16 protein-coding genes, 1 tRNA gene and 1 other RNA gene are annotated in these 14034 nt (G+C 39.3%); 9 read left to right on the forward strand and 9 right to left on the reverse strand.

Going from position 1 to position 14034, the window contains the following annotated elements; all coding sequences use genetic code 11:
• Positions 1-180 precede the first annotated feature (180 nt).
• Genes IIB50_02000 through recG form a run of 3 tightly spaced genes read left to right on the forward strand, consistent with a single transcriptional unit; the run spans position 181 to position 3319 of the window.
• Positions 181-720, forward strand: coding sequence for a hypothetical protein (locus IIB50_02000; protein MCH7529868.1), 540 nt, complete (start codon positions 181-183; stop codon positions 718-720).
• Between the two features lie 9 nt (positions 721-729).
• The gene (locus tag IIB50_02005) at positions 730-1095 is read left to right on the forward strand and encodes a hypothetical protein (GenBank protein MCH7529869.1); all 366 of its coding nucleotides are present in this window, start codon (positions 730-732) and stop codon (positions 1093-1095) included.
• A gap of 55 nt (positions 1096-1150) precedes the next feature.
• The gene (gene recG / locus IIB50_02010) at positions 1151-3319 is read left to right on the forward strand and encodes an ATP-dependent DNA helicase RecG (protein MCH7529870.1); all 2169 of its coding nucleotides are present in this window, start codon (positions 1151-1153) and stop codon (positions 3317-3319) included.
• A gap of 27 nt (positions 3320-3346) precedes the next feature.
• Here recG and IIB50_02015 read toward each other — a convergent pair whose 3' ends face one another.
• From IIB50_02015 to IIB50_02025, 3 genes are all read right to left on the reverse strand, one after another.
• Positions 3347-3949 (reverse strand): type II secretion system protein, encoded by a 603-nt coding sequence (locus tag IIB50_02015; protein ID MCH7529871.1) that lies wholly within the window; start codon positions 3947-3949, stop codon positions 3347-3349.
• Positions 3909-4235 (reverse strand): hypothetical protein, encoded by a 327-nt coding sequence (locus tag IIB50_02020; GenBank protein ID MCH7529872.1) that lies wholly within the window; start codon positions 4233-4235, stop codon positions 3909-3911. Before IIB50_02020 ends, IIB50_02015 begins: the two co-directional genes overlap by 41 nt.
• 102 nt (positions 4236-4337) lie before the next feature.
• Positions 4338-4410, reverse strand: a tRNA-Ile gene (locus IIB50_02025).
• Between the two features lie 148 nt (positions 4411-4558).
• Here IIB50_02025 and IIB50_02030 point away from each other — a divergent pair.
• Together IIB50_02030 and pyrC are read left to right on the forward strand one after the other, a co-directional pair.
• The gene (locus IIB50_02030) at positions 4559-5419 is read left to right on the forward strand and encodes a hypothetical protein (GenBank protein ID MCH7529873.1); all 861 of its coding nucleotides are present in this window, start codon (positions 4559-4561) and stop codon (positions 5417-5419) included.
• 119 nt (positions 5420-5538) lie between these two features.
• Positions 5539-6594, forward strand: a complete 1056-nt coding sequence (gene pyrC / locus IIB50_02035) for a dihydroorotase (GenBank protein ID MCH7529874.1) — start codon at positions 5539-5541, stop codon at positions 6592-6594.
• A 49-nt stretch (positions 6595-6643) separates the two neighbouring features.
• On the opposite strand, the gene ftsH is transcribed toward pyrC, so the two are convergent.
• Positions 6644-8596 carry an ATP-dependent zinc metalloprotease FtsH gene (ftsH, locus tag IIB50_02040; protein MCH7529875.1) on the reverse strand — a complete coding sequence of 651 codons (1953 nt, stop codon included), beginning with the start codon at positions 8594-8596 and terminating at the stop codon, positions 6644-6646.
• 125 nt (positions 8597-8721) lie between these two features.
• On the opposite strand from ftsH, the gene smpB reads away from it, so the two are divergent.
• Together smpB and ssrA are read left to right on the forward strand one after the other, a co-directional pair.
• Positions 8722-9171, forward strand: coding sequence for an SsrA-binding protein SmpB (gene smpB, locus IIB50_02045; GenBank protein ID MCH7529876.1), 450 nt, complete (start codon positions 8722-8724; stop codon positions 9169-9171).
• A gap of 46 nt (positions 9172-9217) precedes the next feature.
• Positions 9218-9618: a transfer-messenger RNA gene (gene ssrA / locus IIB50_02050) on the forward strand.
• A gap of 110 nt (positions 9619-9728) precedes the next feature.
• Here the strand turns inward: ssrA and IIB50_02055 are convergent.
• Positions 9729-10289, reverse strand: a complete 561-nt coding sequence (locus tag IIB50_02055) for a hypothetical protein (GenBank protein MCH7529877.1) — start codon at positions 10287-10289, stop codon at positions 9729-9731.
• Between the two features lie 210 nt (positions 10290-10499).
• Between IIB50_02055 and IIB50_02060 the strand changes: the two genes are divergently transcribed.
• Both IIB50_02060 and IIB50_02065 read left to right on the forward strand, forming a co-directional pair.
• A complete protein-coding gene (locus tag IIB50_02060) occupies positions 10500-10712 on the forward strand; it encodes a ribbon-helix-helix protein, CopG family (GenBank protein ID MCH7529878.1) in 213 nt (70 codons plus the stop codon).
• A gap of 3 nt (positions 10713-10715) precedes the next feature.
• Complete coding sequence (locus tag IIB50_02065) at positions 10716-10973, forward strand: hypothetical protein (GenBank protein MCH7529879.1); 258 nt, start codon at positions 10716-10718, stop codon at positions 10971-10973.
• 476 nt (positions 10974-11449) lie between these two features.
• On the opposite strand, the gene IIB50_02070 is transcribed toward IIB50_02065, so the two are convergent.
• From IIB50_02070 to IIB50_02085, 4 genes are all read right to left on the reverse strand, one after another.
• Positions 11450-11815 carry a hypothetical protein gene (locus IIB50_02070; protein ID MCH7529880.1) on the reverse strand — a complete coding sequence of 122 codons (366 nt, stop codon included), beginning with the start codon at positions 11813-11815 and terminating at the stop codon, positions 11450-11452.
• A 442-nt stretch (positions 11816-12257) separates the two neighbouring features.
• Positions 12258-12530: a hypothetical protein gene (locus IIB50_02075; GenBank protein MCH7529881.1), complete on the reverse strand. Its 273-nt coding sequence runs from the start codon at positions 12528-12530 to the stop codon at positions 12258-12260.
• A gap of 354 nt (positions 12531-12884) precedes the next feature.
• Positions 12885-13130 carry a hypothetical protein gene (locus tag IIB50_02080; GenBank protein ID MCH7529882.1) on the reverse strand — a complete coding sequence of 82 codons (246 nt, stop codon included), beginning with the start codon at positions 13128-13130 and terminating at the stop codon, positions 12885-12887.
• A 124-nt stretch (positions 13131-13254) separates the two neighbouring features.
• Positions 13255-13695 (reverse strand): adenylyltransferase/cytidyltransferase family protein, encoded by a 441-nt coding sequence (locus tag IIB50_02085; protein MCH7529883.1) that lies wholly within the window; start codon positions 13693-13695, stop codon positions 13255-13257.
• Positions 13696-14034: the final 339 nt, after the last annotated feature.

Genomic DNA, 14034 nt, shown 5'->3' on the forward strand with positions numbered 1-14034 from the left:
TTTCTATACTCTTTTCATCTAACTTCAATTACCAAATAGCTGCAAAAAGATTACTTCAATAATGAAGTGCTTCTTATACGATTAGGCAGACTATTAAGTTCGCATATTGAACCACTGTTTAGACCCTCCTCACACACAGGATAATTTCCCGGAGGAGTAAAGAGTGCTATATTATATTGTATGAGTAAAAACGCCATTGTTGCAGTTACGTTACTGATTGTTGTAGCATTTTTGGGATTTCTCCTTCTAAGAGATGGCACTGAGAATGTGACAAATGGCACACAACAAGTTACTCAAGTTGTTGATGATCCAAATAAGAATACACCAAAAAATGAAACAATGGTAAACGAAGACCCTGCCAATTCTTCTGACGATCTTGCGCAACCACCTGCCGAACCGCCACTGCCAGAAAAACCATCTGCTGCGACTGTTACATACTCAAACAGCGGATTCAGTCCGAGCACAGTTACTATTAGCAAAGGAGAAGCAGTTGAGTTTGTAAATGAGAGCGGTCGAAATATGTGGCCGAGTTCTAATTTTCATCCGACCCATTCCATATATCCAGAAAAAACTGATGCCGACTGCCTCGGTAGTGCATTTGATGTCTGTAGAAGAATTCCGAAAGGAGAATCGTGGACCTTTACATTTGACCACGTTGGTTCTTGGAAATACCATGACCACCTCAGTCCAGTGAAAACGGGAATCATTATCGTACAATAACCAATAATAATGAAAGAACGAGAATTCGTGATGTTTCTGCTTCGTTTAGGTGTTGCATTTGCATTTATATACCCAGCGGTTGCGGCATTTTTTGATCCAACTTCATGGATTGGATTCTTCCCAATTTTTATTCGAGACATGTTTCCAAATGAGATTATGCTCCTTTCCGTATTTGGTATTTCTAAGATCGCTATCGCGATTTGGATACTCTCAGGAAAACATATTTTCTTTCCGAGTGTCCTCGCTTCAATATATTTGATGCTTATCATTTTCTTCAATATACAAATTTTCGATGTGCTCTTTAGAGACGTATCTATCCTCTTTATGACGCTCGCACTAGCAACGCTTCACTATCGCGAACACAAACGTGCGTAGGGGGCATCTGGACGGCATAAGCCGTCTTTTTTGTATATACTGATACGCACAGACCATGACATTGGACGATACTATAGAAAAGCATTTTAACCGGCTTGGACACACGCACAAACAAGCACTTAAAAAACTCAATCTAGTAACTATTGGAGATCTTCTCTTTCACTATCCGTCTCGATACGAAAGTATTTCAGACACTAAACCAATAGCAGATTTGAAAAAAGGAGATACTGCTGTCCTGTATGGCAAAATACACTCGCTTAAAACCAAAAAAGCATTTAGAAAAAAGACTCCAATAGCCGAGGGTTTTATAGAAGACAGCACGGGAAAAATAAAAGTCATCTGGTTCCATCAGCCATACATTGCAAAGATGATTGAAAATGGCTCTCATGTAAAACTTGCCGGGAAAGTGACTGGAAGTGAAACAAGCCTGTATTTAGCAAATCCAGAAATTGCAGTAGTATCTGAAATTCCTTTAGACACCGGGGATTCTTTGTTTAAAAATAATGGGGATAAACAAAACAAACAAATGTTCTACCCTGTATATCCAGAAAGCAGAGGTATTACCTCAAGGTGGTTCTACCATGCAATAGTAAAGATGTTCACAAACGGTATACTCGATAGCATTGAAGACTTTGTTCCGCCTGCAATTTTAAAAAAATATAATTTACCGACACTCAAAACTGCACTCGTGTGGATTCATACGCCCAAAAAAACAGCGGACTGCATGTCAGCACGAAAACGGTTTGCATTTGAAGAAGTATTTTTTATCCAACTTGCAAAACAAAAGGAGCGGCATGAGTATGAGAAAAAATCTTCCTTTAAAATAAATGTAGATAGAAAAAAACTCGAAAACTTCACCGATAGATTCCCTTTCAAGATGACAAATGCTCAACAGAGAGCTGTCGATGAAATTCTGAATGATTTTAAGACACCCCTACCTATGTCTCGACTCTTAGAGGGCGATGTTGGCTCCGGTAAAACCGCAGTCGCCGCTTCCACAGTGTACTCGGTAACAACAACCAACCCCATGGGACAAGATTTCGGAAATCTCCAAACTGCATATATGGTGCCAACTGAAATTCTTGCAAAACAACATTTTGAATCATTTATATCGTATTTTTCCCACATGCCTATAAACATAGGGCTCATTACATCAAGCGGATGCAAGAAATTTCCATCTAAAGTAGACCCAGGTGGTGCTACAGACATCTCACGCTCACAACTTCTCAAGTGGGTAGAAAACGGCGAGATTCCAATCCTGATTGGCACCCATGCACTTATACAAAAATCGGTGAAATTCGAAAATCTCGCATATGTCATTATTGATGAACAGCACCGCTTCGGCACCGCGCAACGACAAAAACTTGCGAGAAAAGACAACATATCCCCTCACCTTCTATCTATGACTGCCACTCCGATACCACGAACACTCGCACTCACCATATACGGTGACCTTGACTTGACTCTGCTTGATGAAATGCCTCCCGGAAGAAAACCAGTTATCACTGAGACTGTGCTACAAGCTGGACGGGAGAAAATATATGAAAAAATCAGAAACGAATTAAAAAGTGGCAGACAAATGTATGTTATCTGTCCACGCATTGATGAGCCGGATCCAAAAAAGGAACTTGCCCTTAATGTAAAATCAGTAAAAGAAGAAGCAAAGCGGTTAAAGAAAGATGTTTTCCAAGAATATGAGATTGAAATCCTCCACAGTAAAATAAAGCCAAAAGAAAAAGATGAAATAATGGAGCGTTTTTTGAAAAAAGAAATTAATATACTGGTTGCAACATCGGTCGTTGAGGTCGGGGTCAATGTGCCTAATGCTACGGTTATTATTATAGAAGGAGCGGAGCGATTTGGTCTCGCACAGCTTCACCAGCTACGCGGACGTGTTCTGCGCAGTACTCACCAGTCTTACTGCTTTGTATTCGCAGACACCAAGGGCTCAAAAACGATAGAGCGACTCAAAGCACTTCAGGGTGCAAAAAATGGTTTTGAATTAGCTGAGTTTGACCTTTCAAATCGCGGCTCGGGAGAACTCTACGGCAGAAAACAATCAGGACTTTCCGACATAGCAATGGAAGCAATGAAAAATATCAAAATGGTTGAGGCGGCTCGAAGTGAAGCACAAAAATTAGTTGCAGAGGACCCTGATTTCAAAAAGCATCCGCAGTTACAGCAAGAAATTAAAAAAAGAGAACACTCTCTCCACCTTGAGTAGTGTATTTACCTAAAGATTTGATAAAATCTAGCTGGTAAACTTGCCAATCACCCAATCAAACTCAACCTGCCAATCTCTAGATGGACAACTCCAACCAGGACTTGAAGGATGCGGTCTATCGCTACTCTCCATGTTTCTAACACCGAGCACGAAGAAAGCACCTTTTGAGGAATCACAACCATAGCTTCCTGCGCTATAACGATAATAATCATAACCACCGCAAGATGTTCCAGAAGAATCGAGTGGGTCTGTCGGAACAATAGAGAAAAATTTCCCATCAATAAGCGGCTCAATAAAAGGACGCCCATCCCCGTCACTATCTAATCTGGAAGTATCCCATCCGCCGCAAGTTGAACCCTCACCATAACTTGAAACTGGTCCAGGATATTGGTTATTAGAATCATAATAAAATTCCAAAGCGAGTTGGATTTGTTTCATGTCTGACAATCTTTTAGCGTCTTTTGCTTTTGTTCTTGCGGTGTTCAAACTTGCCAAAACTACAGAGGAAAGAATTCCAATGATTGCAATAACCACAAGAAGCTCAATAAGTGTAAATCCTTTATTGTTGCTATATTTTAAATACACAATTTTAAAATTCAGCCGGTGGGACAACTTCTGCTGGAGGTGCATCAGCGCTCGGTGTAAAGGTATTTTGTTCATTTCCATCTCCAAAAACCAGAAACAGCGAAATAATAACCGCCGCCACCACAAATCCAATTAAAACATAATTTGCTTGCTTTTCATCCTTAATGTATCCACCTGAATATCTAATGACCCATTGGACAGCTCTTGGAGTATTAGAATAAGAATACTGAGCAGATTGTTGCAATTCCTCTTGAAACTTCACACCAGTACCAGAATCTTTGAGCGTGCTATTTGAATCTATATTTTCCCTGTTGTTTGTATCTTCTGCCATAGAAATTTTGTGTTTAAAATTTATTCATCACTTTGATTACATCTTATCATTATCATTCCACCTGCAAAAGGCAATGCATCAAACCCTCAAAAATCATACCAGTGCGCGCACTAGGACTCGAACCTAGGACCGCGGAGATATAAGCTCCGTGCTCTACCAACTGAGCTATGCGCGCATGCACACACCACTCGCCAATAAGTTGAGAGTGATACAAAAACTATAGCCCAAAATGGTGCCATAGACAATAAAACGACATTATTTGCCATTACACATGCATCTTGCTACTGTACCCCACAGTAATAACTGATCTTTGAGGAATCAAAATGAATACACCTTACATAATGCCGGCTGCGGGCTGGCTTAGAACACCTGACGATATACGAAAGTTGTCTAACATGGATACAGTTAACGAAATCGTTGCTGGATCATTCACAAGATTAGAACGTGCAGGAAATAAAGAACCAACATTTGTAGAAATTGAACCTGGCAGCTATGTAAATTCCAAAGGAATGCCTAATGGAGGTCTCGATTATCTACGTTGTAACATCAACGATATGACAGATGCATCAAGTAACAAACCGTTACGTATCAGCATCGCTCCTATTGAACCTGGGGATTTATCAGACATGACTTCATTTCTTTCTGGAACAGATGTTTCGACAATTGAAATCAACGTTGGTTGTCCGAATATCTGGAAAGATGGTGCGCGACATGAAATTATTTCACATGATGTGACAGCTCTTAGGTTAACAATAGACGAAGTGATGGATAGAGTCACAAGATTTCGTGGGAAAAAACAAATCGCTGTAAAACTCTCACCCCTACCTGATAGCATAATCAATGAGGTCGTGGAAATACTTCACACTTCAGAAGTTGATGAAATCGTTATTATGAACACTCGTCCTGGCTACAACACAAAAGGTATTCTTTCCGTACCAACTGGTGGATTATCCGGAAGAAAAATTCAAGAGGAAGCTATCCATCAAGTAGAAAAAGTACGCATCGCAATAGACAAAATTGGTTCTAAAATGCGACTTGTTGGTGTTGGAGGTATAGACTCAGGAATTATGCTAAAACGACATCTTGAAGCCGGGGCAGATGCAGTGCAAATCGGAACACATGCACAGGTTTTTGGAAAAAAGGTGTTCGCAGAGATTCTCGCTGAATATTTTGATCTAGTTTAATAAAAATGAAAGATTTTTATGTCGCGTCCTGTTTGGACGCGACCTTTTCTTTTTTAAAGAAATTATGATACAGTGCTTCGCAGAATATATTATCCCACCACACTACTGGAGATCAAACAATGAAGAAAATTGAGATGGTAAAATCAGATGATTGGCATTGTCATGTACGCGATAATGAAATGCTTAATACAGTACTGCATTTTACACAAGAACGATTTGATAGAGCAATCATTATGCCAAATCTACTTCCTCCTGTAACATCTATTCCTCTTGCAAAAGCATACAAAAAACGGATTATATCTGCTCTTGCAAAAGAGAGTAACTTTACCCCATTGATGACCATCTATTTGACTGACAAAACGAATCCCCAAGAAATAGAAAAAGGATTTAAAGAAGGTGTTTGGGTGGCAGCTAAACTTTACCCTGCAGGAGCAACTACAAACTCGGACGCTGGTGTAACTGATATTAAACGTATATATCAGGTGTTTAAGAAAATGCAAAAAATCGGAATGCCTCTACTTGTTCATGGGGAGCAATTGATACATAACGGTAACAAGGTAGATATATTTGACCGTGAGATCATTTTTATTAATCAAACCCTGACCCCACTACTTGTGGAATTTCCTGAACTCAAAGTTGTGCTTGAACACATAACAACAAAAGAAGCTTCAAGTTTTGTGTGGTCAATGTACAAACAACACGGAAATATTGCTGCAACTATTACACCACACCACCTTTGTATAAACAGAAATGATATTTTCGAAGGCGGTATACGACCTGACTTGTACTGTTTGCCTATTGCTAAGCGAGAAGTAAACCGCATTGCTCTACGTAAAGCCGCGACTAGTGGAAAAAAATGTTTTTTCCTTGGAACTGACAGTGCCCCACATTTTCAGCATAGAAAATATGATGCATGTGGTTGTGCGGGAATTTTTAATGCACCTGTAGGCATTGAGCTTTACGCAAGTGTGTTTGAGGAAGAGGGCATGCTTTCTACTTTTGAGTCATTTGCCTCAATAAATGGTCCGAAATTTTACGGATTACCAGTAAACAAAAGGAAGATGACCCTTATACGAGAACCGTGGACTGTTCCAAACGAAATTGTGTGTAGCAATTCAGATATTTTAACGCCATTTATGGCAGGTGAGAAAATACCCTGGAAAATAGCAAAATAAAACGGGCGCCCTATTTGTGAATAGGGCGCCATTTTTTTATATTTTAAAACTAAGTTTTATCGTCTTCTTTTTTCTTTGGAGTGATATTGTTTGCGATGAGTATTTTTTCAAATTCTTCGCGCTCGAGCGTTTCAATTTCTATAAGCTGATTAGCAATAGCATCGAGTGCTCCTCTGTGTTCTGTCAATATTTTTTCCGCTTTGCTGTATGCACCGTCAATAATTTCTTTTACTTGTGAATCAATTTCTGCGGATACTTTTTCTGAATATTCTTTTTCGTTTACTCCGCGTCCAAAAAGTGTGTGTCCTCCTTCCCCTTCAAGAGCCATTGGTCCCATTTTGTCCGACATACCATATTTTGTAACCATATTGCGAGCAAGTGCAGTCAGTACCTGTAGGTCATTTGATGGTCCTGTCGTTAAATCGCCAAATACCATTTTTTCTGCAACATACCCACCGAGAGAAGCGGAGATATCATCGAGGAATTCTCGTTTAGACTGCATTCTTCTGTCTTCAAATGGAAGTTTAAGTGTGTAACCTGCTGCACTTCCTCGCGATATAATCGATATTTTGTGGACAGGGTCGGCGTGCGGAAGGATAGACGAGACAAGTGCGTGGCCTGCTTCATGGTATGCGGTAATTCTTTTTTCCTTTTTTGAAAGTATGTGGCTTTTTCGTTCGGGTCCGAGCATCACCTTTTCAATTGAACGAACGAGGTCAAACTGCGCTACTTCTTTTCTGTCTTCACGAGCCGCAAGAATCGCCCCCTCGTTCATCAGTGAATACAGGTCGGCGCCGGAAAAACCGGGAGTGCGTTCGGCAATGACAACAAAGTTTACGTCTTCACCAAGTGGTTTTTTTCGTGCGTGGATTTTTAGGATTTCCTCCCGATCCTTCCTATCTGGTAGGTCAATGGTCACGCGCCTGTCGAATCGCCCCGGACGCAGAAGTGCCGGATCAAGCACATCAGGTCGGTTCGTTGCCGCCATGACAATGACTTTTTCATTTGGCTCAAATCCGTCGAGTTCAACTAGAATTTGGTTGAGTGTTTGTTCACGCTCGTCGTTTCCACCACCGACTCCTGTGCCTCGTACACGCCCAACCGCATCAATCTCATCAATAAAAATAATTGCGGGTGAAGCGTGTTTAGCCGTCTTGAAGAGGTCCCGCACACGCGACGCACCTACTCCGACAAACATTTCAACAAATTCTGAACCGGAAATAGAAAAGAACGGTACACTTGCTTCTCCGGCAACCGCGCGAGCTAACAATGTTTTCCCAGTACCAGGTGCGCCCATGAGAATAATACCCTTTGGAATACGTGCTCCTATATCGAGAAACTTTTTTGGATTTCTGAGAAAATCAACAATTTCAATGAGCTCATCTTTTGCTTCTTTGGCACCTGCCACATCTTTAAACAATACTCTTTGCGTTTTGTCGTTCGGATTAATGATTCGAGCCTTTGACTGTCCAAAAGTGAATGCCTGCATACCAGCACCTTTTACCTGACGCGATATAAACCATAGAAAAAAAACAATGAATATAATCGGTATTAGAAACGGAGCGAGATTAAGCAACCAGAAACGAAAGCCACTCGGACTTTTGACTTCTATTGTCACATCTACGAGAGATTCGAGAGCAACACCGTAGTTTATTAGTGTGTCAGTGAGTGCTGTGCCCACCTCTTTTTTTGATTTGCCTTCCCGCCCATCAACATAGATTATTTCAATGTTTTCTCCCTCAACCACTATAGTCGCAATCTCGCCTTTGTTTATCTCCTGGGCGAGTTGTGAGATTGGAATGATTTCTGTATCTTTCTGATTTTCCGTAAAGTACGAATATACGCTTATGAGGACGAAAAAAATAAGGAATGTGGTAATCAAATTAGCCCAGAATCGCTGTTTTTCCGGTACTTTTGGTATAAGAGGTTTATTCCCTCTCTTTTTCGTGTTTTTCTCTTTATGTTTCCTTTTAGTAAAGAGGTCCTTTCCAAATAAATTCATAGATGTATATTATACAGAAATATGACACGAAATAAAGGTCATGGCAATTTTGATTCAAAACCCCAATACCATAGCGCTTCGCGCTGGTTACATGGCAGGCAAAAAAATGCTGTAATAAATCTAATATGATACTTATAAAAAATAAAAAGGTGAATCTAAACTATGAAATTCTGAAGGAGTTTGAGGCCGGAATGGATTTATTGGGTTTTGAGGTAAAAGCACTGCGTGGGAAGCAGGGCTCTCTTGATGGCACACACATTACGGTACGCGGTGACGAGGCGTATTTAATCGGTGTATCCATTCCCCCGTATCAGCCAAGCAATACTCCAAAAGAGTATGATCCTCTGCGTAATCGCCGATTGCTTCTTACAAAAAAAGAAATTGGCGAACTTGCGGGCGCTGAGAGCAAAAAGGGCTTGACAATCGTGCCTATTTCAGTGTATAGTAAAGAACGAAAACTGAAGTTGCGGATTGCAATCGTACGCGGAAAGAAAAAATACGATAAGCGCGAAGATATAAAAAAGCGAGAAGCAAAACGAAAAATTAATCGTGAAATAAAAAGTTCTTTGAAATAGCAGGTCGTTCGCCTAAAGTATATTTTACGAATAAAATATGTTTTAGGGGGATGATCGGCCTAGACAATGGAATAATTCTTGTAATGTGCAAGGTATGTTCCCAAGGCACATTAAAAACCTTGGAACGCAAATAGGTGCAAACTTATCTGCAAAAGTAAAATCATTTGTTTCTCCGTACTTTACGGCAAATGATTTTGCATTCGCCCACGCGTAAAGTCTGGGTGACATCAGTGTATCGAGTGTCCGATGCGATGCATATGATGTTATATATTTCGGACTAGAAAATACAACTGTCTCGATGTATTTTTGAAACAAAGAGGCTTGGTGTCGTAATATTTTGTCTGCTTTAGACTTACAACACTGAAATTTTTAAAACAGACTATACCTTTGTAGAATCATCATAAGAATCTTCGTTGCACGCGAGTTCGATTCTCGCCATCTCCACCAGATATGAAAGTATTAAATTGCTTGTTTTAAGGGCTTTTATTTAGTATGAAAAAGAAAAAGCCCCTCGCTTTTTTTGCAAGGGACTCTCATAAAGATAGGCGTCGTCATAGTTAGGACAGCTCCTGTACTACCTGGTAAAACTCTTCCCACGACACAATTCGTTGTGCCACTTTTCCTTCTTGGATGTATTCATTATATCCCCAAGAGAAAAGGAAGAGATTTTGTACTACACCAACCAAAGGCTCTAGTTTGTCCAAGTCGTCGTCAATATAGACATCAAGACCCTGCGCCGCATCTTCTTTGCTATTTCCGTATCCAACACCAACAAAGTTAAGTGAAAGTCCTTGTCTGTGCGTCCACTCTTTCGCAATTTGTAGCGCAGTCTCGCTTCGTGATGTGACCACAAGAATTTCATGCCCCTCGTCTACTAATCTAGGAATATAGTGTGCCACCCCAGAGACTAACTCCATCAGAAAACCAATTTTTCTAGTTCCGTAAATAATCCTCTGGAGCTCCCTGTATTGATCTGATGTGAGATGTCCTTCGCCAATGACTATTTCCTTTTTGAACTTATGGGGCGGAATTTCAACTCCATAAAGCTCTTTTGCACCATCTGACTTTAGTTTCCCGCAGTCAGATACAACACCATCAAAATCAAGACCTATTTTCACTTTTTGACCTCCTCTTTTATACCGTGGTTTCTAAGCTAAACTTATACATTATTAGCAGTCAAGTCAATAAAAAATGTAGCAGGTTATAACGTCATTCGTTAATCCCCTTCTCTATAGAGATACGTGAGATATATGGAAGTATAAAATGGTTTGACATACGAGTTTAAAAAATATATGATAAAATCATATTAAAAATTAATACATTATTTTATGTCTACTATTTCTGTACCACTTTCAAAAGAACTTATTACTCATCTTGATCAACTCGTCGCTAGTACTGGTGCGACACGCGCAGCAGTCATGCGAAAAGCACTCGAAAACCTTGCAGAGGATGAAGCGGTTGAAGCAGTGTTGCGCGCAGAAAGAGAGGTTGCAGATGGTAAAATTCTCCGTGGTGATATAAAGAAGTTACTTTCAAAATAAACAATGGATGTATCACTTTCTCCGCAATTTAGAAAACAATTTCGGAAACTCGAACAATCATTACAGGAAGAAACGCTAGAAAAAATAGAGTTGTTTAAAGACAAGAATAACCACAAACAACTGAAAGTTCATGTATTACACGGACGATTAAAAGACCGTTATAGTTTTTCTGTTAATTATAAATTCAGAATTGTGTTTATGTATCTTTCAAAAAATGAAGCTGTGTTACTCGCAATCGGAGATCACTATGTATATAAATAAATACTGTAAATTTATAAAGGAGGTTAAAAATTAAATATACAAGATTTTATTTAAAAGCGATTCTAAACACTAAACAACAATAGTGTGATATTTCCATTAAAAGATTTCTTTCATCACTCTCGGAGTGTTTTGGAAACTCAGAGACCGCTACCACTGTTCAACAATATTTAGGCCAGGAACATACGTTCGGTTCTAGAAAAGATAACCCCAGTACCATAATGCTCCGCATTAGCTACGGCTAGCCCGTGCGGACGCCCTATGGGGCAGGCATCGTTCCCGCCAGAGGTGGACAGGCATTAATCTCCTACGTATATAGAAATACGTGAGATATATGGAAGTATAAAAAAGACCTTTAAATTATAAACCGAAAGACTTTTTTGAATGTTTGTGTACCACAAAAATCAGTCTGAAATTTTAGATAAAGCGAGCAACTCAGCAGACAATGCTAGAGTCCGAACAAAGTTAGATGTGTTTTTTTATGTATCGAAATTAGTTTTAGACCCAGCTAGAAGATAGCCAACAACGACAGTTACTATTGCAACCACAAAGTTACTCAAAATCATTGGGAACCATAAATTTAATTCCAAGTCAAAAAGCCCAATTAAAACAATTAAGTCTGCCAATAATAATATTACATACCACACTATTCCAGCTTCCCAAGCCGTACGTATGTAGTTTTGTTTCGTATCTCTATACACTAAAAATAGCGCCAAAGCTAAACCAATTCCTAGAGAGAATGCTTTGATTGCTCCAGTCCATAATAGAGCTATGGAGCCACCTTCCTCAACATCAAAAATGGAGAAGGCAAAGAAGCCTGCTATAAATGTTATTACCCATATCATCAATCCCAACAATATAATTCTCATTCTTTTGCTCATAAATAATCAAGGAATTACTTATATAAATACTTACTACAATATTGTACTACTATTCGATAAGCAGACGTAGCATCTAATTTTTATGAACGTTATTAACGTCGTTCATTAATCTCCACCCTGAACCAACACAAAAGCGGCGCATGCATGTGCCGCTTTTGTGTTTGGGTCGGGTTTAGGAGTGTCCGAGCACGTAGTGCTCTAGGACGTTATGATTGTGACACGATTGACTTATTTGGTCAGATATGGCATATATATCATCAGAAAATTAGTTTTTGAAACTCAACTATGGAGGCAAAATTATGGTTTTGCGAATAATCAAAAGAGTTCAAAAAAATATCAGTGATAAAATCACAGGACTACATGATGGAGTCTGGGGAGATTTCTCAAAAGTTAAGGGTAATGTCAGTCATATCTGGGGTGATGTATCTAACATCGAAGGTGATGTAAGCCGCATTTCGGGCAATGTTACTAATATCCGAGGTGACGTGAGTGGTATACAGGGCAAGGTTTCCAGCATCCGTGGTAATGTCACCAATATCTGGGGTGATGTTACTAATATCCGAGGTGACGTTAGTAACATTCGAGGTAGAGTTACCGATATTGAGGGTGATGTCACTAATATTGACGGGAAAGTCAATGGCCTACAGGGCAACGTCACCAATATTATAGGTAACGTCACCTGTGTTTGGGGTGATGTTACCGATGTATGGGGCAATATATCCAAAATTAGGGGCAAATTCAGTAATGTCCGAGGAAACCTTTGGGGCATATGGGGTGCTATCTCCAACGTTTGTGGTGATGTCAGTGATATATATGGCGACATCACAGGTGTTAAAGGTGATGTTACCAACATTGAGGGTGATGTCACTGGCCATAAAGGAAACATCAAGTTTCTGATAAAAAAAGAAAATGTTGTGGTCTTTTAATAAACAACCCCCACAGAAGCATTTTGCTTCTGTGGGGGTTTTTGTTTAGTAATAAAAAAAAGCCACACAATGTATATGATGAGTGGCTAAACTATAAATCATTAATGTCAGTAACGTGGTGGGGATTGGTATCCACGTGGCACATTTGTATGACTGTATGCCTGTTCTTTGAGCTTTGCGATGCGTTCTTCCAAAGTCATTCTTTTCAATTTTACAAGATGCTTCTGTTTTTTCCTATTCTCTATATTATATTTGCAAGAGTCACAAATCGATGGTAAAGGATCTCCAGAAGCAACCATAACCTCTTTGTTCTTTCCGCAGGCGAGGCAAAGGATTGTTACGCTAAATGCCATATCATTTTCCTCGTTGTTTCGATAACTGAACACAATATACTACATTGTTTAAAACATGCAATAATCTTCAGTTATAGAGAAATATATGATAGGATCCGTATTTTGCGCTTCGGCGCTCTTTTTTTTATTCAGTTTTATGCGGTTTCTTGTTTTTTATATTTTTCTTTTTCTCTTCTTCATATACTCTCCTTCTCAAAGATGCGGTTGAGTATGTATGATTTCTGCTATTGAAATACATTTCAATAGGAAGTTCGTGTCCCGTATATTCTTTACCTTTCCAATCCTCCCCTATAATCCTTATGTCTATATCTAATGTTTTCAAAATATCGTGAAGGTCTGCCTCGGTATTGTATATAATTACCTCGTCAATATATTTTATAGCTTCTAAAACTTCTTTTCTTTCTTCCAGACTCTGAGTGGGTTTATTCTTATACGCTCTATCCAACGTCGGATCAGTCTGTAACCCAATGATAAGATAGTCACACACTGTTTTACACTCTTTAAACATTCGCGCATGACCAATATGGAATAAATCAAATGCACCTGCTGTAAAACCTTTTTTCATATATTACCTATTACTCTATAATCACACATTTTTATCTAAAGGTAAACGCAAATTTTGGTTTCCAAAGTAATAAATGCTACTACTACTGTTATATCTACCATACTTACATGTTAATTGATTTAATTTATATTATATCCCGTAAACTTGCGATAATTACCGTGCGGCTTTTCTTTTTGTATTAATGTGGTACTATCCACCCAGACAAAATACGGAGTACATAAAATGAAGCAACCTTTAATATGGGTTAATAACATAGGATTGGAAGATAAAAAGGCTTTCGTCGCACACGAAAGAGGAGGTTGGGGACCTGAAAATAAAGGGAGTGACTACTTGTAGCAT

It is taken from the genome of Patescibacteria group bacterium, from assembly GCA_022560785.1.
Lineage (GTDB): Bacteria > Patescibacteriota > Minisyncoccia > Phycocordibacterales > JADFSL01 > JADFSL01.

Excerpts from the sequence above, each read along its gene's own strand:
- IIB50_02060 (MCH7529878.1), top strand. The coding sequence starts at position 10,500 with ATGTCTACTATTTCTGTACCACTTTCAAAAGAACTTATTACTCATCTT.
- ftsH (MCH7529875.1), bottom strand. The coding sequence starts at position 8,596 with ATGAATTTATTTGGAAAGGACCTCTTTACTAAAAGGAAACATAAAGAG.
- IIB50_02000 (MCH7529868.1), top strand. The coding sequence starts at position 181 with ATGAGTAAAAACGCCATTGTTGCAGTTACGTTACTGATTGTTGTAGCA.
- pyrC (MCH7529874.1), top strand. The coding sequence starts at position 5,539 with ATGAAGAAAATTGAGATGGTAAAATCAGATGATTGGCATTGTCATGTA.
- recG (MCH7529870.1), top strand. The coding sequence starts at position 1,151 with ATGACATTGGACGATACTATAGAAAAGCATTTTAACCGGCTTGGACAC.
- IIB50_02005 (MCH7529869.1), top strand. The coding sequence starts at position 730 with ATGAAAGAACGAGAATTCGTGATGTTTCTGCTTCGTTTAGGTGTTGCA.
- IIB50_02020 (MCH7529872.1), bottom strand. The coding sequence starts at position 4,235 with ATGGCAGAAGATACAAACAACAGGGAAAATATAGATTCAAATAGCACG.
- IIB50_02070 (MCH7529880.1), bottom strand. The coding sequence starts at position 11,815 with ATGATATGGGTAATAACATTTATAGCAGGCTTCTTTGCCTTCTCCATT.
- IIB50_02015 (MCH7529871.1), bottom strand. The coding sequence starts at position 3,949 with ATGCACCTCCAGCAGAAGTTGTCCCACCGGCTGAATTTTAAAATTGTG.
- IIB50_02080 (MCH7529882.1), bottom strand. The coding sequence starts at position 13,130 with ATGGCATTTAGCGTAACAATCCTTTGCCTCGCCTGCGGAAAGAACAAA.
- IIB50_02030 (MCH7529873.1), top strand. The coding sequence starts at position 4,559 with ATGAATACACCTTACATAATGCCGGCTGCGGGCTGGCTTAGAACACCT.
- IIB50_02085 (MCH7529883.1), bottom strand. The coding sequence starts at position 13,695 with ATGAAAAAAGGTTTTACAGCAGGTGCATTTGATTTATTCCATATTGGT.
- IIB50_02065 (MCH7529879.1), top strand. The coding sequence starts at position 10,716 with ATGGATGTATCACTTTCTCCGCAATTTAGAAAACAATTTCGGAAACTC.
- smpB (MCH7529876.1), top strand. The coding sequence starts at position 8,722 with ATGATACTTATAAAAAATAAAAAGGTGAATCTAAACTATGAAATTCTG.